At 67.7% G+C, this 19,188-nt stretch carries 23 protein-coding genes and 1 pseudogene; 3 read left to right on the forward strand and 21 right to left on the reverse strand.

Annotated elements, in window-relative coordinates; translation table 11 throughout:
* Window positions 1-57: 57 nt before the first annotated feature.
* The 12 genes from recX to rlmE form a co-directional block, all read right to left on the reverse strand.
* On the reverse strand, window positions 58-549 hold the full coding sequence (recX, locus tag ACPEH1_RS03115) for a recombination regulator RecX (RefSeq protein WP_136006396.1): 492 nt from the start codon (window positions 547-549) through the stop codon (window positions 58-60).
* Between the two features lie 111 nt (window positions 550-660).
* Entirely contained in the window at window positions 661-1,701 is a 1,041-nt protein-coding gene (recA, locus tag ACPEH1_RS03120) for a recombinase RecA (protein ID WP_026071041.1), read from the reverse strand.
* Window positions 1,702-1,904: 203 nt separating this feature from the next.
* Entirely contained in the window at window positions 1,905-2,555 is a 651-nt protein-coding gene (lexA, locus tag ACPEH1_RS03125) for a transcriptional repressor LexA (RefSeq protein ID WP_017357642.1), read from the reverse strand.
* A gap of 111 nt (window positions 2,556-2,666) precedes the next feature.
* Window positions 2,667-4,346 (reverse strand): 2-polyprenylphenol 6-hydroxylase, encoded by a 1,680-nt coding sequence (ubiB, locus tag ACPEH1_RS03130; RefSeq protein ID WP_017357643.1) that lies wholly within the window; start codon window positions 4,344-4,346, stop codon window positions 2,667-2,669.
* A 35-nt stretch (window positions 4,347-4,381) separates the two neighbouring features.
* Complete coding sequence (locus ACPEH1_RS03135) at window positions 4,382-4,876, reverse strand: CinA family protein (protein WP_017357644.1); 495 nt, start codon at window positions 4,874-4,876, stop codon at window positions 4,382-4,384.
* Window positions 4,877-4,967: 91 nt separating this feature from the next.
* Window positions 4,968-6,278 (reverse strand): ribosome rescue GTPase HflX, encoded by a 1,311-nt coding sequence (hflX, locus tag ACPEH1_RS03140; protein WP_136006390.1) that lies wholly within the window; start codon window positions 6,276-6,278, stop codon window positions 4,968-4,970.
* A 26-nt stretch (window positions 6,279-6,304) separates the two neighbouring features.
* Window positions 6,305-6,589 (reverse strand): RNA chaperone Hfq, encoded by a 285-nt coding sequence (hfq, locus tag ACPEH1_RS03145; protein ID WP_017357646.1) that lies wholly within the window; start codon window positions 6,587-6,589, stop codon window positions 6,305-6,307.
* 107 nt (window positions 6,590-6,696) lie between these two features.
* The gene (gene miaA / locus ACPEH1_RS03150) at window positions 6,697-7,650 is read right to left on the reverse strand and encodes a tRNA (adenosine(37)-N6)-dimethylallyltransferase MiaA (protein WP_136006388.1); all 954 of its coding nucleotides are present in this window, start codon (window positions 7,648-7,650) and stop codon (window positions 6,697-6,699) included.
* Window positions 7,650-8,549, reverse strand: coding sequence for a dihydropteroate synthase (gene folP, locus ACPEH1_RS03155; RefSeq protein ID WP_287249858.1), 900 nt, complete (start codon window positions 8,547-8,549; stop codon window positions 7,650-7,652). Before folP ends, miaA begins: the two co-directional genes overlap by 1 nt.
* Before the next feature lie 63 nt (window positions 8,550-8,612).
* The gene (locus ACPEH1_RS03160; protein ID WP_017357610.1) at window positions 8,613-8,798 is read right to left on the reverse strand and encodes a hypothetical protein; all 186 of its coding nucleotides are present in this window, start codon (window positions 8,796-8,798) and stop codon (window positions 8,613-8,615) included.
* Window positions 8,799-8,943: 145 nt separating this feature from the next.
* Complete coding sequence (ftsH, locus tag ACPEH1_RS03165; RefSeq protein WP_017357611.1) at window positions 8,944-10,884, reverse strand: ATP-dependent zinc metalloprotease FtsH; 1,941 nt, start codon at window positions 10,882-10,884, stop codon at window positions 8,944-8,946.
* 53 nt (window positions 10,885-10,937) lie between these two features.
* Window positions 10,938-11,570: a 23S rRNA (uridine(2552)-2'-O)-methyltransferase RlmE gene (gene rlmE / locus ACPEH1_RS03170; protein ID WP_017357612.1), complete on the reverse strand. Its 633-nt coding sequence runs from the start codon at window positions 11,568-11,570 to the stop codon at window positions 10,938-10,940.
* Window positions 11,571-11,635: 65 nt separating this feature from the next.
* Here rlmE and yhbY point away from each other — a divergent pair, with 65 nt between their 5' ends.
* A complete protein-coding gene (yhbY, locus tag ACPEH1_RS03175) occupies window positions 11,636-11,941 on the forward strand; it encodes a ribosome assembly RNA-binding protein YhbY (RefSeq protein ID WP_017357613.1) in 306 nt (101 codons plus the stop codon).
* Between the two features lie 14 nt (window positions 11,942-11,955).
* Window positions 11,956-12,330, forward strand: coding sequence for an Mth938-like domain-containing protein (locus ACPEH1_RS03180; RefSeq protein WP_017357614.1), 375 nt, complete (start codon window positions 11,956-11,958; stop codon window positions 12,328-12,330).
* A gap of 160 nt (window positions 12,331-12,490) precedes the next feature.
* Here ACPEH1_RS03180 and ACPEH1_RS03185 read toward each other — a convergent pair whose 3' ends face one another.
* Genes ACPEH1_RS03185 through surE form a run of 4 tightly spaced genes read right to left on the reverse strand, consistent with a single transcriptional unit; the run spans window position 12,491 to window position 15,351 of the window.
* A complete protein-coding gene (locus ACPEH1_RS03185; protein WP_136006380.1) occupies window positions 12,491-13,267 on the reverse strand; it encodes a peptidoglycan DD-metalloendopeptidase family protein in 777 nt (258 codons plus the stop codon).
* On the reverse strand, window positions 13,264-13,878 hold the full coding sequence (locus ACPEH1_RS03190) for a YqaA family protein (protein ID WP_136006378.1): 615 nt from the start codon (window positions 13,876-13,878) through the stop codon (window positions 13,264-13,266). Before ACPEH1_RS03190 ends, ACPEH1_RS03185 begins: the two co-directional genes overlap by 4 nt.
* 19 nt (window positions 13,879-13,897) lie before the next feature.
* The gene (locus tag ACPEH1_RS03195; RefSeq protein WP_423715213.1) at window positions 13,898-14,575 is read right to left on the reverse strand and encodes a protein-L-isoaspartate(D-aspartate) O-methyltransferase; all 678 of its coding nucleotides are present in this window, start codon (window positions 14,573-14,575) and stop codon (window positions 13,898-13,900) included.
* Entirely contained in the window at window positions 14,572-15,351 is a 780-nt protein-coding gene (surE, locus tag ACPEH1_RS03200) for a 5'/3'-nucleotidase SurE (RefSeq protein ID WP_136006375.1), read from the reverse strand. The genes ACPEH1_RS03195 and surE overlap by 4 nt, the downstream gene beginning before the upstream one ends.
* A 187-nt stretch (window positions 15,352-15,538) precedes the next feature.
* On the opposite strand from surE, the gene ACPEH1_RS03205 reads away from it, so the two are divergent.
* Window positions 15,539-16,078 carry a Smr/MutS family protein gene (locus ACPEH1_RS03205; RefSeq protein WP_136006373.1) on the forward strand — a complete coding sequence of 180 codons (540 nt, stop codon included), beginning with the start codon at window positions 15,539-15,541 and terminating at the stop codon, window positions 16,076-16,078.
* A gap of 17 nt (window positions 16,079-16,095) precedes the next feature.
* Here the strand turns inward: ACPEH1_RS03205 and truD are convergent, their stop codons facing one another.
* The 5 genes and pseudogenes from truD to eno all read right to left on the reverse strand — a co-directional run.
* Entirely contained in the window at window positions 16,096-17,136 is a 1,041-nt protein-coding gene (gene truD / locus ACPEH1_RS03210) for a tRNA pseudouridine(13) synthase TruD (RefSeq protein WP_017355619.1), read from the reverse strand.
* The gene (gene ispF / locus ACPEH1_RS03215; protein ID WP_153164316.1) at window positions 17,133-17,627 is read right to left on the reverse strand and encodes a 2-C-methyl-D-erythritol 2,4-cyclodiphosphate synthase; all 495 of its coding nucleotides are present in this window, start codon (window positions 17,625-17,627) and stop codon (window positions 17,133-17,135) included. The genes truD and ispF overlap by 4 nt, the downstream gene beginning before the upstream one ends.
* Before the next feature lie 64 nt (window positions 17,628-17,691).
* Window positions 17,692-18,387, reverse strand: coding sequence for a 2-C-methyl-D-erythritol 4-phosphate cytidylyltransferase (gene ispD / locus ACPEH1_RS03220; protein ID WP_017355621.1), 696 nt, complete (start codon window positions 18,385-18,387; stop codon window positions 17,692-17,694).
* On the reverse strand, window positions 18,387-18,737 hold the full coding sequence (gene ftsB, locus ACPEH1_RS03225; RefSeq protein ID WP_017355622.1) for a cell division protein FtsB: 351 nt from the start codon (window positions 18,735-18,737) through the stop codon (window positions 18,387-18,389). Before ftsB ends, ispD begins: the two co-directional genes overlap by 1 nt.
* A gap of 4 nt (window positions 18,738-18,741) precedes the next feature.
* Window positions 18,742-19,188: pseudogene (eno, locus tag ACPEH1_RS03230) on the reverse strand (phosphopyruvate hydratase); the annotation flags it as partial.

Raw genomic sequence — 19,188 nt, forward strand, 5'->3', positions numbered from 1 at the left:
GCCGGTCGGTCCCTCGCAGGACCGCCGAAACCACAAAGGGTATCAGGCCCGGGCCGCTCAGTCCTCTGGGTCGTAACGGGTCGCCCGGCGGATGCTGTCGCCATCGAACCCACGGCGGGCAAGCAGATCGGCCGCCTTGCGCCGCTGTGGCAGCTCCTGCGGGCCGGCATCGCCGAACCGGCGCCGGACCAGATCGCGGGCGTTCTCGGTCCAATCGCCCTCGAAGGTCGCCAGCGCGGCCGCGACCTGCTCGCTGTCCAGCCCGTGGGTGCCCAGCTCCGCGCGGATATGCAGGGGGCCGTAGCCGGTACTGGCGCGGATGCGCACCAGGTTCTCGGCGAACCGGGTGTCGTCCTGCCAGCCGGCCTCGCTGAGCTTGTCCACGGCCGCTTCGGCCGCCTCGGTCTCGATGCCGCGGGCCTGCAGCTTGCGGGTCAACTCCTTGCGCGAGTGCTCACGGCGGACCAGCAGGCCCAGCGCTCGCTGGACCGGGGTCTGTTCGCGGACACGGCGCTTGCGGCCGGGTGCCGGGGCATCGGAATCGTGCATGACCACCTTCGATGAAATGCGCCGTCCCTGGCGCTCCCCCCGTCGGGGGAATACTGAAACCGCGGGACAGGGCAAGCGTCACTGACGGCGCCGCCCTGCCCCGCAGGAAACTCACTCGGCGTCGTCGCCGTCGTCGTCACCACCCTCGCGGACCGCTTCGGCCGGCTGGAACTTCTCGCGCAGCTCGGCTTCCAGGCGCTGGGCAACCTGCGGGTTGTCGCGCAGGTAACCACGGGCGTTGTCCTTGCCCTGACCGATGCGCTCTTCACCGTAGCTGTACCAGGCGCCGGCCTTCTCGACCAGCTTGGCTTCCACGCCCATGTCGATCAGTTCGCCCTCGCGGCTGATGCCCTCGCCATAGAGGATTTCGGTGATGACCTGCTTGAACGGCGGTGCCAGCTTGTTCTTGACGACCTTGATCTTGGTCTGGTTGCCGATGATCTCGTCGCCCTTCTTGATGGCGCCGATACGACGGATGTCCAGGCGCACCGAGGCGTAGAACTTCAGCGCGTTGCCGCCGGTCGTCACTTCCGGGCTCTGGCCCGGCATCATCACGCCGATTTTCATGCGCAGCTGGTTGATGAACACCACCAGGGTATTGGAGCGCTTGATGTTGCCGGTCAGCTTGCGCAGCGCCTGGCTCATCAGGCGGGCCTGCAGGCCCGGCAGCTGGTCGCCCATTTCGCCTTCGATTTCCGCCTTGGGGGTCAGCGCGGCGACCGAATCGACCACCACGATGTCCACCGAACCGGAACGCACCAGCATGTCGGCGATTTCCAGTGCCTGCTCGCCGGTATCGGGCTGGGACAGCAGCAGATCATCGACGTTCACGCCCAGCTTGGCGGCGTAGATCGGGTCCAGCGCATGCTCGGCGTCGATGAAGGCGGCGGTACCGCCCTTCTTCTGGCACTCGGCGATCGCCTGCAGGGTCAGGGTGGTCTTGCCCGAGGATTCCGGACCGTAGATCTCCACGACACGCCCCTTGGGCAGGCCACCGATGCCGAGCGCGATGTCCAGCATCAGCGAACCGGTGGGGATGACCTCGACCGCTTCGATGACGCGGTCACCCATGCGCATGACCGAGCCCTTGCCGAACTGCTTCTCGATCTGGCTCAGGGCGGCGGTCAACGCACGCTTTTTGTTCTCGTCCATCGTATTGGTCCTTGCAGAGGTCATGTCGTTGGAGGTGCTTTCTTTGGGAGTCTTCTTGGCCACGGGGTCACTTTAAGGTTGGCGTATCGCACAGGCTGAGATTCTGCCCGGCGTTCGGAAAAAAATTATCGGACATCCGTACCAACCTCAGCGGAACCAGAGAATCGCCACAAAGACCGCGCGTGTTTCAACAGCATCAGGACCTAGCGGTTGGGCCGCAGCAGTCCGCAATAGAGGCCTTCGATGGCGAAGTCCTGGTCGGGCAACACCTCGATCGGCTTGTAGTCGGGGTTGCGAGGCAGGAGCCGGATGCGGTCCTTGCCCATCTTCAGCAGCTTGACCGTGATCTCGTCATCGATGCGGGCGACCACGATCTGCCCCGACCGGGCGTCACGGGTGCGATGCACGCCGATCAGGTCGCCATCGAAGATGCCCTCGTCGATCATCGAGTCGCCCTGCACCTTCAGCAGGTAATCCGGTGCAGGCGAGAAGAACACCCGGTCCAGCACCACGAAATCGTCCGAGCCGATGTCCGCCCCGATCGGCAGACCGGCCGCAACCCGGCCGAGGACCGGCAGGCGCAGCACATGGTCCGGGAGTGCGGCTGCGGCCAGCGAACCAGGCAGACCGTCCTGCAGCGGCGGCGCCTGCACCAGCCGGATGCCGCGCGCCTGGCCGGGGATGCGACGGATCGCCCCCGCCTGCTCCAGCGCCTCCAGGTGGTACTGCGCGGCGCGTACGCCCTTGAAGCCGAAGGCACGGGCGATTTCCGCCTGGGAGGGCGGTGCGCCATCGGTCTGGATACGCTCGGCGATCAACTGCAGGATCGCCTGCTGGGTGTCGGTCAGGTCCATGATTAGTAGTATTACTACTAAGGCCAGGGGTGCGCAAGTGCCTGCACAGACCGGGCGACCGGCAGCCGACCAACGGTCGGCGTTGCCTGCGGCACCGTCCGGTCCGGGGCGTCAGGGATTGCGCCCGGAGCGCCAGATCGAGAACAGGATCCACACGCCGCAGAAGCCGGCACCGACGAAGCCGGCCACACCCAGCGCCAGCAGCCAGCGGCTGGAGACCCCGCCCACGCTGTGCATCACGATCGAGGAGCCGATGATCAACGCCGCCGTCACGATACCCATCACCAGCCGGTTGGCGGCCCGGTTGACCTGGTCGCCAAACCCTTCCAGGGCACGGGTCTCGACCTTGACCTGGAGGCGCCCGTTGCGCGCCATCTGCAGCAGCCGGCGGACATCGCGCGGCAGGTCGCCCATCAGGTCCATCGCCCCGAGCAGGCTGCGCTTGCCACGCTTGAGCATCGCCGCCGGCGCATAGCGCTGCCACATCACCCGTTCCAGGTACGGGCGCGCGGCGGTCGCCATGTCGAACTGTGGATCGAGCTGGCGGCCCATGCCTTCCAGGGTCAGGAAGGTCTTGATCATCAGCGCGAGGTCGGCCGGCAGGGTCAGGGCGTACTGGCGCAGGAGCTGCGTCACATCGCCCAGCATCAGGCCCATGTGCAGGTCCTTCAGCGGCACGCCACGGTACTGGTCGACGAAGGTACTGATGTCCTGCTGCAGGCGGGCTTCGTCCACGTCCACGCCACCGGCCCAGTCCAGCAGCACGTCCATGACCGGCTCGGGCTCCTGGGTCACCAGCCCATGCAGCAGCTGCGCGACCTGGAAGCGACGCTGCTCGGACAATGCGCCGACCATACCGAAGTCGATGACCCCGATCCGGCCGTCACGCAGGTAGATGATGTTGCCGGGATGTGGATCGGCATGAAACGCGCCGTCCTGCAGCACCATTTTGAGGATGATCCCGGCGCCGGTGCGCGCCAGCTGCACCCGGTCCAGGCCGGCGGCATCGACGCCCGCCAGATCCCGCCCCGGGATGCCATCCACGAAGTCCTGGACGTTCAGGCTCTCGCAGGTCCACTGCCAGTGCACGGCCGGAATGAAGATGTCCTGCCGCCCGTGGAAATTGCGCGCGATGCGCTCGGCATTGCGGCATTCGGCGGCGAAATCCAGTTCGCGCCGCAACGAGGTCTGGAACTGCTGCACCACTTCCGAAGGGCGGTAGCGGCGCAGGTCCGGCAGCCGCGCTTCGACGATCTCCGCCAGACGCGCCAGCAGGCGCAGGTCGGCCTCGATCACCTCGCGGATACCGGGTCGACGGATCTTGAGCACCACGGCCGAGCCATCATGCAGGGTCGCGCGATGCGCCTGCGCCAGCGATGCGGCGGCCATCGGGGTTTCATCGAGCCAGGCAAACACCTCGCTGGCCGGGGCGCCCAGATCGCGTTCGAGCTGATCGCGCACCTGCGCATACGGCAGCGCCGGCACCGCGTTCTGCAGCTCGGAGAATTCGGCGATCCAGTCGGGCGGGAACAGGTCCACGCGGGTGGCCAGCACCTGGCCGAGTTTGACGAAGGTGGGGCCGAGGTCTTCCATCGCGCGGCGCACCCGCACCGGCGCGGTCATGCGCAGCATCTGCTGGGTGTCGTTCCAGTGCAGCAGGCGCCCGGCCCGTTCGAGGACGTCGGCCAGGCCGATCCGGCGTACCAGGTCGCCGAAGCCATAGCGGATCAGGACCGAGGCGATTTCCTGCAATCGCCCCAGGTCGCGCACGGTTCCCAGCGTTTCCCACATTGCGCTCACTCCTGTCGGCACACGCGCTCAGGATGTCACACCGGCGGGAAGATTCCCGTCAGCGCCTGGTGCACGGTCTGCCGCCGTATGGCTTCGCGGTCGCCGTCGAACTGGAAGAGCTGCGCGCGCGCATAGCCGCCACGCTGCTTCCAGCCGATCCAGACACTCCCCACCGGCTTGTCGGGGCTGCCGCCGCCGGGACCGGCGATACCGGTGACGGCCACCGCCATCCCCGCGCCGGAATTGACCAGCGCGCCAGAGACCATTTCCAGCACGGTTTCCCGGCTGACCGCGCCGAACTGCTCCAGTGTCTGCGCGCGCACGCCGAGCAGGCGCTGCTTGGCTTCGTAGCTGTAGACGACCATGCCGCAGTCGAAGAACGCCGACGAGCCGGCCACATCGGTCATGGCCTTGGCGATCCAGCCGCCACTGCAGCTTTCGGCGGTGACCAGCTGCAGCGCAGCCTGCTGCAGGCGCTGGCCGACGTCACGGGCGAGAACGCCCAGGTCGGCATCGGAGGGAACGGTCATGGGGGTCCAGGATCAACAGGGGCACAGCCCCCGTTTTAGCCGAAAACCGGCGTGCTGTCGTGCCATGACGGTGCGACGGTGTGTCGCGCCGTCACCATTCGGGCACCTTCTCCGGCAGCAGCGCGCGGATCGGCTCGCCCCCCTCGCCTGCGGCCAGTTTTTCGGCCTCGGCGATCGGAATCTCCACGCTGAGCAGCCAGCCGTCCTCGTCGGCCTGCTCGCTGCGGACCACCTCCAGACGGTGCAGGCGCGACCGCAGGCGGCCGGCACTGGGCGGCAGGCGCAGGTCGCCGGTCACATGCTGCAGGCCCAGGCGCTTGCCCAGCACCGACTGCAGCAGGTCCAGTCCCAGGCCGTCACGGGCCGAGATCCAGACACGTTCGCGGCGCGCCGTGTCGGGGATGCCGTCCTGTGCGTCGTGGCGCACCTCGCTGCCCTCGATGCGGTCGATCTTGTTGAACACCAGCAACTGCGGCAATTCGCCCGCGCCCACCTCGTTGAGCACGTCGTCGACCTGGGCGATGCGTTCTTCGCGATGCGGATCGGCCGCGTCCACCACATGCAGCAGGAAGTCGGCCTCGCGCGCTTCACTCAGGGTCGCGCGGAACGCGGCCACCAGCTCGTGCGGCAGATCGCGCACAAAGCCCACGGTATCGGCCAGCACCACGTTGCCACCGGGGACCGCAATGCGGCGCACGGTCGGATCCAGGGTCGCGAACAGCTTGTCGGCGGCGTAGGCTTCAGCGCCGGTCAGCGCATTGAACAGCGTCGATTTGCCGGCATTGGTGTACCCCACCAGCGCCACACGCGGCAGTTCGCTGCGCACGCGGGCACGGCGCATCTGGGTGCGCTGCACTTCGACCTTCTCGAGCCGCTTCTGCAGCTGTTCGACCCGCTTCTGCAGCAGGCGGCGATCGGTTTCCAGCTGGGTTTCGCCCGGGCCGCGCAGGCCGATGGCACCACCACGCTGACGCTCCAGGTGGGTCCAGCCGCGCACCAGCCGCGTGGCCATGTGGCGCAGCTGCGCCAGCTCGACCTGCAGCTTGCCTTCGTGGCTGTGCGCACGCTGGGCGAAAATATCCAGGATCAACCCGGTGCGGTCGATCACGCGGCGCTCCAGGAACCGCTCCAGGTTGCGCTCCTGCGACGGCGACAGCGCATGGTTGACCAGCACCAGATCCGCCCCGGTGGCCTCGGCCGCCGCCTTGATCTCGTCCAGCTTGCCGGACCCGATCAGAATCGACGGGTTGGGGCGATCGATGCGCGCGGTCAGGGTCGCCGCGATGGTGGCCCCGGCCGAGCGGGCCAGATCGGTGAACTCTTCCAGCACGTCTTCTTCGAGCCGGCCGGCATGCGGCTGGATCAGGAGCGCGTGTTCGCCTCGCTTGGAACGATCAAACACGCAGTTCTCCCGTATTGCTCAACCTGTCACTCAACGTCTTCTTCACCTTGGGCGCCTTCGGCGCCACCTTCGTTGGACTGCACATAACCACCGCCCGGCCCGACCCGCACATTGCGCGCCGGCACCACGGTCGAAATGGCGTGCTTGTACACCATCTGGCTGACCGTATTGCGCAGCAGGACCACGAACTGGTCGAACGATTCAATCGTGCCCTGCAATTTGATGCCATTGACCAGATACACCGATACCGGCACGCGCTCGCGCCGAAGTGCATTCAGAAACGGATCCTGCAGCGATTGCCCCTTGGACATTGCACACTCCTGATTATTGTTTTTATGGTTGTCCAGCAGTTGACGCGGCCCCCGCCGCCCACTGGAATCCTTGATGGTACACGGGGTGGGCGCGTGAAGGCGTGGTGTCAGCGACCGACAAAGGTCGAAACCGCGTCCGCCAGAGAAGCACGGTCGATATGCGGGTCGAACCAGCGGGCATCAAGTTCGCCCCTCAGCCAGGTCAGCTGCCGTTTGGCCAACTGGCGGGTGGCGTAAATGCCCCGGTCGCGGAACTCGGCGGCGCTGCCCTGCCCGTCCAGGTACTCCCACGCCTGCCGATAGCCGACCGCACGGATCGCCGGCAGGTCCAGCGGCGTCGCCACCTGGGCCATCGCCGGCAGCGCGCGCAGGGCGCGCACTTCATCGAGAAAGCCGTGGGCGAGCATGGCGTCGAAGCGGGTCGCAATCCGCTGGTGCAGGACGCTGCGCTCGCGCGGCGCCAGCACCAGCTTCAACGCGCGTACCGGCAGGCGGTCCACGCCTGGCAGCTTCTGCCACTCGCTGATCGGGCGGCCGGTCAGGCGAAAGACTTCGAGCGCACGTTGGATGCGTTGTGGGTCGGTGGCATGAATGCGCGCAGCGGCGGCAGGATCGACCTCGCCCAGATGCGCGTGCATCGCCGCCCAGCCGTGCTCGGCCGCCTCGGCGGCGATGCCGGCGCGGACGGCCGGATCGGCCTGCGGCATCGGCGACAGGCCCTGCAGCAGGGCGCGGAAGTACAGCCCGGTACCGCCGGCAAGGATCGGCAGCTTGCCGCGCGCCACGATGTCGGCCACCGCCCGGCCGGCGTCGGCGGCGAACTCGGCGGCCGAGTACGTCTGCCACGGATCGCGCAGGTCCAGCAGATGATGCGGTGCCTGCGCCCGCTCGATGGCATCGGGTTTGGCCGAGCCGATGTCCAGACCCCGATAGACCAGCGCCGAATCGACGCTGACGATCTCACCGTCCAGCTGGCGGGCCAGCGCGATGGCGGTGGCCGTCTTGCCCGAGGCCGTCGGCCCCATCAGGGCGATCGCCAGGGGGCGGGTATCGGCGGCCATCAGTCCTCGTCCGGCCAGCGCGGCATCGCCGGCTTTGCCTCCAGGCGCACCGCCGGCACTGCGGCCACGGCTGCCCATACCTTGAGCGCATCGACGGTGGCGGCGACATCGTGGACGCGCAGCAGCATCGCGCCGCGCTGGGCCGCGATCAGGTGCGCGGCGACCGAACCGGCCACGCGCTCGCGCGGCGACTCGCGGCCGGTCAGTTCGCCGATGCTGCGCTTGCGCGACAGGCCGGCCAGCATCGGCACGCCCAGCTCCAGGAACCGCTCAGAGCGCGCCAGCAGCGTCATGTTGTGCTCGGTGGTCTTGCCGAAGCCGAAGCCCAGGTCGATAACCAGGTGCTTCCTGGCGATGCCCGCCATCTCAGCGGCGAACAGGCGCTCGGCCAGGAAGCGGTGGACCTCGGCCACGACATCGTCGTAGTGCGGCGTGTCCTGCATGCTGCCCGGCTCACCCTGCATGTGCATCAGCACGACCGGCACGTCGAGGTCGGCGGCCGCCGCGAGCGCCCCTTCCTGGCGCAGTGCACGGATGTCATTGATCATGCCGGCGCCCGCCGCCACCGCCGCACGCATCACGTCTGGCTTGAAGGTGTCGATGCTGATGGGCACGGGGGTCTGGCGCGCCAGCGCCTCGATGACCGGCACCACCCGGCGCAGCTCCTCGTCCAGCGGCACCGGCGCACTGCCGGGCCGGGTCGATTCGCCGCCGATATCCAGCAGGTCCGCGCCCTCGGCCACCAGTTGCAGGCCATGCGCCACCGCAGCGTCCACCGTGTTGTGCGCGCCACCGTCGGAGAAGGAATCCGGGGTGACGTTGACGATGCCCATTACGCGCGGACGGTCCAGCCGCAGTACGCGGCCAGCGCAGTCCAGCTGGGGAGAAATATCGAACATGGGCCGTTCCACAAAGTACGCCAGCGGGTAGTTTACGCCGGCCCGCAGGGCCGGCTGCCGGGGTCAGCGCTGGCGGCGCCTGCGCTCCACGTACAGGGTCTTGGCGATGCTCAACAGCACGCCGACGGCGATGCCGATGCCGGCACCGAGCAGCAGGTTGTCGCGGGCCAGGCCGATGCCCACGCCCACGATCGTGGCGATCACCATTTCGGCGGTGTGCGAGATCGGCTGCGGCGGGGGGATGGACATGGCGACTCCGGGACGGAAGCGAAAACGGGTCGCCATTATGACCCGCGCCCGGGTCGGGCGACGGCCCTGCGCGGCTCTGTCGCAGCCTGTACGGAAACGACGAAGGCCGGGTTTCCCCGGCCTTCGTCGTTCAGGCATTGCCCGCTCAGTGCTGCTCGGCAGGACCGGCGATCGGCGGCAGCGGACGGGCGTCGCCGCCCTTGTCATTGTTGCTGCCACCGTCCTTGTTGGACTTGCCCCAACCGGCCGGCGGCGGCGGATCGCGGCCTTCCATGATCGCATCGATCTGCGGCGCGTCGATGGTCTCGTACTGCAGCAGCAACTGGGACATCGTGTGCAGCTTGTCGAGGTTGGCCGTCAGCAGCTCGGTGGTGCGGGCGTAGGCCTTGTCCAGAATGCTGCGCACGACTTCATCGATGCGGCGCGCGGTATCGTCGGACACGCTCTTGTGCTGGGTGACCGAACGGCCCAGGAACACCTCATCGTCCTCTTCGCCATAGGCGATCGGGCCGAGCTGCTCGGACAGGCCCCACTTGGTGACCATGTTGCGGGCCATTTTGGTGGCACGCTCGATGTCGTTGGATGCGCCGGTGGTGACCTTGTCGGCACCGAAGATCAGCTCTTCGGCAACGCGGCCGCCGTACAGCGAGCACAGCTGCGATTCGATCGCCACGCGGTTCATCGAGTACTTGTCGCCTTCCGGCAGGTACATGGTCACGCCCAGCGCTCGGCCGCGCGGAATGATCGTGACCTTGTAGACCGGATCATGCTCGGGCACCAGGCGGCCGACGATGGCATGGCCGGCTTCATGGTAGGCGGTCAGCGTCTTTTCTTCCTCGCTCATCGCCATCGAACGGCGCTCGGCGCCCATCAAGATCTTGTCGCGGGCACGGTCGAAGTGGTCCATGCGGACTTCCTTCTCGTTGCCGCGGGCGGCGAACAGCGCCGCCTCGTTGCAGAGGTTGGCCAGGTCCGCGCCAGAGAAGCCCGGCGTACCGCGCGCGATCACCATCGGCACGACGTCGTCGGCCAGCGGCAGCTTGCGCATATGCACCTTGAGGATCTGCTCGCGACCCTTGACGTCCGGCAGGCCCACCACCACCTGGCGGTCGAAGCGGCCCGGACGCAGCAGCGCCGGGTCCAGCACGTCGGGACGGTTGGTGGCGGCGATGACGATCACGCCCTCGCCTCCCTCGAAGCCGTCCATTTCGACCAGCAACTGGTTCAGGGTCTGCTCGCGCTCATCATGACCGCCGCCCAGGCCGGCGCCACGATGGCGGCCGACGGCGTCGATCTCGTCGATGAAGATGATGCACGGCGCATGCTTCTTGGCCTGCTCGAACATGTCGCGGACGCGGCTGGCGCCGACACCGACGAACATTTCCACGAAGTCCGAACCGGAGATCGAGAAGAACGGCACCTTGGCTTCGCCTGCGATGGCGCGCGCCAGCAGGGTCTTGCCGGTACCGGGCGGGCCCACCATCAACACGCCGCGCGGAATCTTGCCGCCCAGCTTGGTGAACTTGGTCGGATCACGCAGGAAGTCGACCAGCTCGCCGACTTCTTCCTTGGCCTCGTCGCAGCCGGCGACGTCGGCGAAGGTGACCTTGATCTGGTCTTCGCCCTGCAGTTTGGCGCGGGACTTGCCGAAGGACATCGCGCCCTTGGCACCACCGCCACCGCCCTGCATCTGGCGCATGATGAAGATCCAGAAGCCGATGATCAGGATCACCGGAAGGAAGTTCATCAGGATGGAGACGAACGAAATGCCGCTCGACGGCGCTTCCTGGGCAATTTCCACGCCCTTGCCGCGCAGCACATTGATCAGGTCGCGATCGTACGGCGCGCTGATGGTGGCCGACTGGCCACCGCGGGTGGTGTAGGAGATCTCGGTGGTCGCGCCACGGGCGTCGCCGCCCAGCGTGACCTTCTGGACGTTGCCGCTGTCCACCTGGTCGAGGAACTGCGAGTAGGTCGTGCCCTGTGCGCCAGCGCCGCTGCTCTTAGGCGAGAAGCTCTGGAAAACCACCATCAGCACGACGGCGACGACCACCCATAGCAGGAGGTTCTTGGTCAAGTCGTTCATCCTCATTGGCTCCGGTGTTCCTTTAATTCCTGACGCGATTCGTATGGTTGAGCTTACTTGATCTGGGCGCGTTTTCCCTGGCCCAGGGCGTAAACCTCGGGCGAGCGCTTTCGGGACGCTTCAGGCTTGCGGATCACCACTCTGTCGTAACGCCGGCGCATCTCACGCACGTAGTCGTCAAAGCCCACGCCCTGGAACAGCTTGATCAGGAACGCGCCACCCGGCTTGAGGTGCTGGTCGGCGAAATCCATCGCCAACTCCGCCAGGTGCATCATCCGCGGTTGGTCGACCGCGTCCATGCCACTTTTATTGGGGGCCATATCCGAGAGCACAAGGTCTACCGGCTGATCCCCCAGCATGGCTTCGAACTGCGATAGGACGGCCTGCTCCCTGAAGTCGCCGTGAAGGAACTCCACGCCGGCCAGCGGCGGCATCTCCAGGATGTCCAGGGCCAGGACCCGGCCGGTGTCGCCGATCTGGCGCCGGATCTGCTGCGACCAGCCGCCCGGGGCCGCGCCCAGGTCGACCACGACCATGTGCGGCTTCAGCAGCCGGTCACGCTCGAGCAGCTCCTCCAGTTTGTAGGCCGCACGCGAGCGCATGCCCTCGGCCTGGGCCTTCTTCACGAAGGGGTCGGAGAAGTGCTCTTTCAACCAGCGTTGACTGCTTTTGCTGCGCGTTGCCATTGGATGCGGGCCGGATGGGGTGGTCATGATACCCTGATCGCCCCAGTTAACCGCTTGTTTCCTGAATGTCCATCACCCTGACCTCGTCCCAGACCCGCTTCCTCCGCGGCCACGCCCATGATCTGAAAGCCCTGCTGCAGATCGGCGGCAAGGGGGTCACGCCGGCCTTCCTGGCCGAACTGGACGAAGTCCTGGAACGCCACGAACTGGTCAAAGTCAAAGTGTCCGCCGAGGACCGCGAGGCCCGTGACGCCATGATTGCCGAGCTGGCCGCGGCCTCCGGCAGTGCCCTGGTGCAGCGCATCGGCCACGTGGCCGTGCTGTACCGCCCGAGCAAGGAACAGCGTCAGATCGTCCTGCCGCGCGGCTGATTCCGGAAGACCCCATGCAGCTGAGCCACGAAATCCCCGACTACGCCTACGCCCTGCGTGCCGCCGACGGCCGTACGGCGAAAGTGAACGAGCGGACGCTGGCCTCCAGTTTCATCCTGGCGCCGGACACGCTGATCGAGGCGTGGCCGGTGGCCACCATCGCCGAACTGACCCCCGACCACCTGCAGCCGGTGCTGGCGTTGAATCCGGCGCTGGTGGTGCTGGGCACCGGGGACACGCAGGTGTTCCCGCCAGCAGCGGTGATGGCGGCCTGCCTGACCCGCGGTATCGGCCTGGAAGTGATGAACAACCCGGCTGCCGCGCGCACTTTCAACATCCTCGCCAGCGAGGGTCGGAAGGTGGCGGCCGCATTCATCCTGACCGGCTGAACCTGCTGGAATCCGTTCAGGAAAGGCCGCCACCAGGCGGCCTTTTTTGTTGGCGAGGATGCGGACGGCCTCGTTGGCAGCTGTCGATCATTGCCGCGCTGCGCGCGGCCAGCCGACCATCGGTCGGCGCTACCGGGGGTTGCCGCGCTCGGCGCGGCGGTTACTTCGGCGGCAGGTACAGCAGCGGGTCGACCGGCTTGCCGTTGTAACGGATCTCAAAGTGCAGCATGTCGCGCGGGGCACCCGTGCGGCCCATCTCGGCAATCTGCTCCCCTGCCTTGACGCTCTGGCCTTCGTTGACGAGGCGCTTGCGGTTGTGACCATAGGCCGACAGCCACTGGTCGCTGTGCTTGATGATGATCAGCTCACCGAAGCCGACCAGGCCGGCGCCGGAGTACACCACCACGCCGCCGGCGGTTGCGCGCACGGGCTGGCCGCTGCTGCCGGCGATGTCAACGCCCTGCTTGGTCGCCTCGCCGGCGACGAACTTGCCGACGATCGCGCCATCGGCCGGCCAGCGCCAGCTGATGTTGCTCCTGATCGCCGTGGTCGGCGCCGGCGCGGGGGCCGGCGTCGGGGCGGTGCCCGGGCGCGGCGCCGTCACGACGGTGGTCGGTGCACGGCTGCCGCTGCCACCGGGGTACAGCCGGAGCGTCTGCCCAGGGTAGATCGTGTACGGCTCGGACAGCCCGTTCCACGCCGCCAGGTCACGCGGGGTGATGTTGTGGATGCGGGCCAGCGCGTACAGCGTATCGCCCCGGCGGATCACTGCCGTCTGTCCCGGCTTGGCCACCGATCTCTGCGGCGTGGGATGTGCGGTGGTGCCGCCGCTGCCCGAGGGGCGCACCACGGTGGCGGTGCCACAGGCGCTCAACGCGGACACCACCAGCAGCAGCGCGCCGGCGCGCGCTCCCTTGCTCATACGATCAACACTCATGCGAACTTCGACCTCCATACAAGCCAGGCAACCAAGCCCACCACCAGCACGGTCGCGACCCAGCCCAGCGGTTCGATCCAACGCCGCAGCGCGGCTTCCGCGCGCGGACCGCCGATGCGGATGACAGCCGCCAGGACATACACCCGCTTGCCCCGCCCGATCAGCATGCTCAGGAAGTACTGCGGCAACGGCACGCCGACAATACCCGAAGCCCACGTGAAGACCTTCATCGGAATCGGCATGAACCCGCCGAGCACCAGGAAGGTGAACACCGCCCACGGCGATTCGGCCATCTTGGCCTGCACCACCGCGATGCCGCCTTCGATGCTCGACAGCATGCCCAACGCGGCGAACACCGGCTTGAGCGCCTCGAACGCGTAATGCCCGAGCGCGTAACCCACCAGCGCACCGGCCATCGAGCCAGCCAGGCTGAGCGTGGCGAACCACCAGCCACGTTTGGGCTGGGCCACGCACATCGGCGCAAGCATCACCTCGGGCATCACCGGGAAGATGATCGCCTCGATGAAGCTCAGTACCGTGAGATACGTGGGTGCACGCTCATGCGCCGCCCACTTCATCGCCCGCTCGTACAGCGGGCCAAAGATCTTCATGACGCAACGCTCCTTGGAATCAATCCAGCATGCCAGACAGCAGCGGCACGAACGTGACCGGCGCCAATACCTGGTGTTCAACACTGCCGTCGTCGCGACGGGTGAGCTGCACCAGCGACTGCGCGCCGGGCCCGCCCACCGGCGCCACCAGGCGACCGCCCACGGCCAGTTGCTCGACCAGCGCATCCACCAGCGCCGGGGCGGCCGCGGTGACCACGATGGCGCCGTACGGCCCGTGCTCGGCCCAGCCCGCGCGACCATCGTCGTGCTTGCTGCGGATGTTCATGCCCAGCGCCCGGAAGCGCTTGCGCGCCTGCCGCAGCAGGTCGCCGATGCGCTCGACGGTGTAGACCTCCAGACCCACCGCACCGAGTACAGCGGCCTGGTAACCCGAGCCGGTGCCGACTTCCAGCACTTTTCTGGGCGCGGACTGCAGCACCGCTTCGGTCATGCGGGCCACCACCCAGGGCTGGGAGATGGTCTGGCCGTGGCCGATCGGCAATGCGGTGTCTTCGTAGGCGCGCGATGCCAGTGCCTCATCGATGAACAGATGGCGGGGCACGACGCGGATCGCGTTGAGCGTGACCTCGTCGGCGATGCCGGCGTCACGCAGGCGGTCGACCAGCCGGTCGCGCACGCGCTGGGACGTCATGCCGATGCCGACCGCTTCAGGCTGCAGGCGCAGGCGCTGGGTCATGCCGGGCGATCCAGGACGGCGGTGAGCCCGCCCACCCAGCTGGCGACTTTCTCCAGCGCCTGATACCGGGTCAGGTCCACCTGGATCGGCGTGATCGAGATGAAGCCGTTGCGCACGGCGTGGAAGTCGGTGCCGGGACCGGAATCCTGTTCGCGGCCGGCCGGGCCGATCCAGTACACCTCGTTGCCGCGCGGATCGCGCTGTGGAATGCAGCCTTCGGCGCGGTGGCGGTTGCCCAGGCGGCTGACTTCAAAGCCGCGCACCTGGTCCCACGGCAGGTCCGGGACGTTGACGTTGAGAATGGTGTCGGCGGGCAGTGGATCGGCCTTGAGCCGCGCCACGATCGCCACCGCGGCGCGCGCGGCGGTCTCGAAATTGCGCGCCTCGTGGTTGTGCGTCACCAGCGACACCGCCACCGCCGGCAGACCGAGAAAGCGCCCTTCCATCGCCGCCGAGACCGTGCCGGAATAGATGACGTCATCGCCCAGGTTGGCGGCGTTGTTGATGCCCGACACCACGATGTCCGGCTCGTACTCGAGCAGCCCGGTCAGTGCCAGGTGAACGCAGTCGGTGGGCGTCCCGGCGACCGAACAGGTGTAGTGGTCGATGCGCTTGAGCCGGATCGGCAGGTCCAGGGTGAGCGAGTTGCTGGCCCCCGAGCGATCACGGTCGGGGGCGACCACCATCACTTCATGGCCGGCCTCGCGCAGCACCGTGGCAAGCATCCGGATGCCCGGGGCATCGACACCGTCGTCATTGCTGACCAGGATCCGCATCTGCGATTTAACCGCTTGATTTTTCAAGACTTCGATTCCATCACTTTCCAGCGTTGGCGGGGTCGATGCTCATCCGTGCGGGGAGCATCGACCGCGCAAGTGCGTCAGCTATTGTGCCGCATGCGGGCAGATCGTCCTACCCCGCAGACGGTAGGCAGCGGCCATCGCCTCGCATTACGCTGTACGCATGTCACATCCTGAAGACGAAGATCCGGCGGCGCTGTTCCGCTCGGCGATCGGGGCGGTCACACCGCTGAAGAAGCCGGCCGCGCCGCCGCCCGCCACGCCGCGGCCGAAACCGCGCGCGCGCATGGCCGAGCAGGATGACCAGGCGGCGCGCGGCGAGTTTGCCCGGCTGCTGCGCGACAGCAACCCGCTGGAGGCCGGCGATACCGCCAGCTACCGGCGCGACACCCTGCCCGCGCGCATGTTCCAGCGGCTCAAGCGCGGCCAGTATTCCGTCCAGGACGAGCTGGACCTGCACGGCGCCACCGTTGCCCAGGCCGACGCGATGCTGCGCCAGTTCCTGCAGGAAGCGCATGCGCACGACTATGGCTGCGTGCGCATCATCCACGGGAAGGGGCTGCAGTCCGACGGCGGTGCGCCGGTACTCAAGAACCTGGTCGATCGCCTGCTGCGCCTGCGCAACGATGTGCTGGCGTTTCATTCTGCCCCCGCCGGACAGGGGGGCACCGGCGCGGTGCTGGTGCTGCTGAGCAACCGCTAGCCGGGCAGCGCCCGGCGCTACGGGGCGTCGGCCTGGCTGGCATCGTGCACCGGGCCGAGTTCGTGCAGGACGGCCGTGGCATAGCAGCCCGGCGGCAGGGCAAAGCTCAGCTCCAGTACGTCCGGCTGCAGCCAGCGATGCTGCAGCATGGCCGGGCGCAGGCGCAGCGCGCGACGCTCCTGCTTGAGGCGCGCGCCTTCCAGGCCGGCACGCAGGGCAAGGGACTGTTCGTCGGCGACCGCGGCCAGCTCCAGCGTGGCCGCGGCGCCGCTGCTGCGCAGTTCGCCTTCGCCCCACAAGGGGCCGCTGGGATGGATGTCGAAACGGGCCAGACGATCAGCCAGCAGGTCGGTGAACGGTTCGGGTCCGAATACGCTGCGACTGCCGTCCAGCATCCACACCTCGCCATCCAGCGGCGCATCCCAGTTGCCCTGTGCGACGCGCTCGGCCAGTACCTGGTTGAACAGGGCCGAGCGCGCGGCGGACAGCAGCAGTGAGCGCTGGTCCGGACGCATGCGACGCCCACCGAACATCGCCAGTGCCGCCGGCACGTTGCCACCGTCACGACCGAAACGCTGTTCACCGAACCAGTTCGGCAGCCCGCGCGCGGCGATCAGCGACAGCCGCTCGTCGATGGCCGCCGCATCGCCCTGCACCTCACGCAGCACCAGCCTGAAGCGGTTGCCGGCGAGCGCGCCGCGCTGCAGTTTGCGGTTGTGCCAGGTCGCGTCGACGACCTCGATCTCATCGGAAGCCAGCAGCGCCGGATCCGGCGCGACGCGCTTGGGCAGGTGCACGCTGAAGCGCTGGGTGGTGACCGCATGGCGATCCTTCATGCCGGCGTAGCTGACCGCCATGTCCGGCAGCCCGGCCCAACGGGCCAGCACCTTGGCCACGTGCACGGTATTGGCACCGCGCTTGCGCAGGGTGAGCAGCAGGTGCTCGCCCTCCCCGCTGGGCTCGAACGCCGGCAGCTCGTCGACCTGGAAGTCTTCGGGCGTGGTCCGGATGTTCGCGGTCAACAAGGGCGCGCCGAACGCCAACGGCAACGGAATCACAGCGCCACCAGCAGCACGGCAGCCTGGGCGGCGATGCCTTCACCGCGCCCGGTGAAGCCGAGCTGCTCGGAGGTGGTGGCCTTGACGCTGACCGCATCCAGCGCGATCCCGAGCAGGCCGGCGATGCGTTCACGCATGGCCAGCGCATGCGGGCCGACCTTGGGCCGTTCGCAGATCACAGTGATGTCGGTGTTGCCAACCTGCCAGCCGCGCTCGCGCAGCAGGCTGTTGCAGTGCTCCAGGAAGCGGCTGCTGTCGGCATCCTTCCAGCGCATGTCCGACGGCGGGAAGTGCTGGCCGATATCGCCCAATGCCAGCGCGCCCAGCATGGCGTCGCACAGCGCATGCAGGATCACATCGCCGTCGCTGTGCGCGAGCACGCCGCTGGTGTGCGGCACGCGGACGCCGCCAAGCATGATGTGGTCGCCCGCGCCGAAGGCGTGGACGTCATAGCCCTGTCCGATGCGGACGGGAGGAAACGGGGTGTTCATGGCGTGAACCTGACAGTAGCGCCGGGCTATGCCCGGCTTGGCAAGATGAAAGCTGCGTGCGGAATCAGATTCCGCGACGCGACAACACGAACTCGAAACGGGACAGATCCGACGGGGTGGTGACTTTGAAGTTGTCTTCGTTGCCTTCCACCAGCAACGGACGCAGGCCCTGCCGCTCCATCGCCATCGCCTCGTCGGTGACCTCGATGCCGGCATCGGCGGCCTCCTGCAGCGCGCGCGCCAACTGATGGCGGCGGAACAGCTGCGGGGTCAGGGCGCGCCACAGGCGCGCCCGTGGCTCGGTGGCATCGATGCCACCGTCATCGCCGGCCCGTTTGAGGGTGTCGCGTACCGGTGCGGCCAGGATCGCACCGACCGGATCGTTGCGGCCCACTTCCAGCAGCCGGCCCAGATCGGCCGCGGCCAGGTTGGGACGCGCGGCGTCATGGACCAGCACGAAATCGTCGGCGCGCACGCTGTCGGGCAGCGCCTGCAGGCCGGCCAGCACCGAGCCGGCACGGGTGGCGCCGCCCACGCAGGTCAGGATCGGTTTGTCGGCAAGCGAGGTCCAACCGGGCCAGTCCTGGTCCCGGTCGGCGATCACCACCATCACCCCGGCGACCACCGGATGCGACAACAGCGCCTCCAGGGTATGCGCCAGCAGGACGCGATCACCCGCCAGCAGATACTGCTTGGGGGTGGCGCCGCCGAAGCGCGTGCCGCGCCCGGCGGCGGGAACCACTGCCCATACGGTGCCCATCAGGGTATTTCCTGATGCGGGGCGTCCGGGTCGGCCACCACCGTGGGTGCGCGCGGCGGCGCAACCGGGGCGTCTTCGACCACACGGTAGAACTTTTCACCAGGCTTGATCATGCCCAGTTCGCTGCGCGCACGCTCTTCGATGGCCGCCTCGCCTTCCTTGAGGTCCTTGACCTCGGCAGCCAGCGCGTCGTTGCGCTGCTGCAGGCCGGCATTGTCGCGCCTCTGGGATTCGACCTGGGCTTCGAGCGTCATCACTTCCCCCGAATTGCCCGGGCCGAACCAGAAGCGGTACTGCAGCCATGCCAGCAGTACCGCGAGCACCAGCAGGAGCCAGCGCCAGTCGCGCATGGGATCAGCGCTTCAGCGACACGAACGCGTCGCGACCGGCGTAACGCGCGCCGGCACCAAGAGCTTCCTCGATGCGCAGCAGCTGGTTGTACTTGGCCACGCGATCGCTGCGGCACAGCGAGCCCGTCTTGATCTGGGTGGCGGTGGTGGCCACGGCGATGTCGGCGATGGTGGTGTCTTCGGTTTCGCCCGAACGGTGCGACACAACCGCCGCGTAGTTGGCGCTGTGCGCCATTGCGATGGCTTCCAGGGTTTCGGTCAGGGTGCCGATCTGGTTGACCTTGATCAGGATCGCGTTGGCCGTGCCGGATTCGATGCCTTCCTTGAAGATCTTCGGGTTGGTCACGAACAGATCGTCGCCCACCAGCTGCACCTTGCTGCCGATGCGGTCGGTCAGCAGCTTCCAGCCCGCCCAGTCGTTCTCGGCCAGGCCGTCTTCGATGGTGATGAT

This window comes from Stenotrophomonas sp. NPDC077421 (assembly GCF_049545505.1).
Lineage (GTDB): Bacteria > Pseudomonadota > Gammaproteobacteria > Xanthomonadales > Xanthomonadaceae > Stenotrophomonas > Stenotrophomonas nematodicola.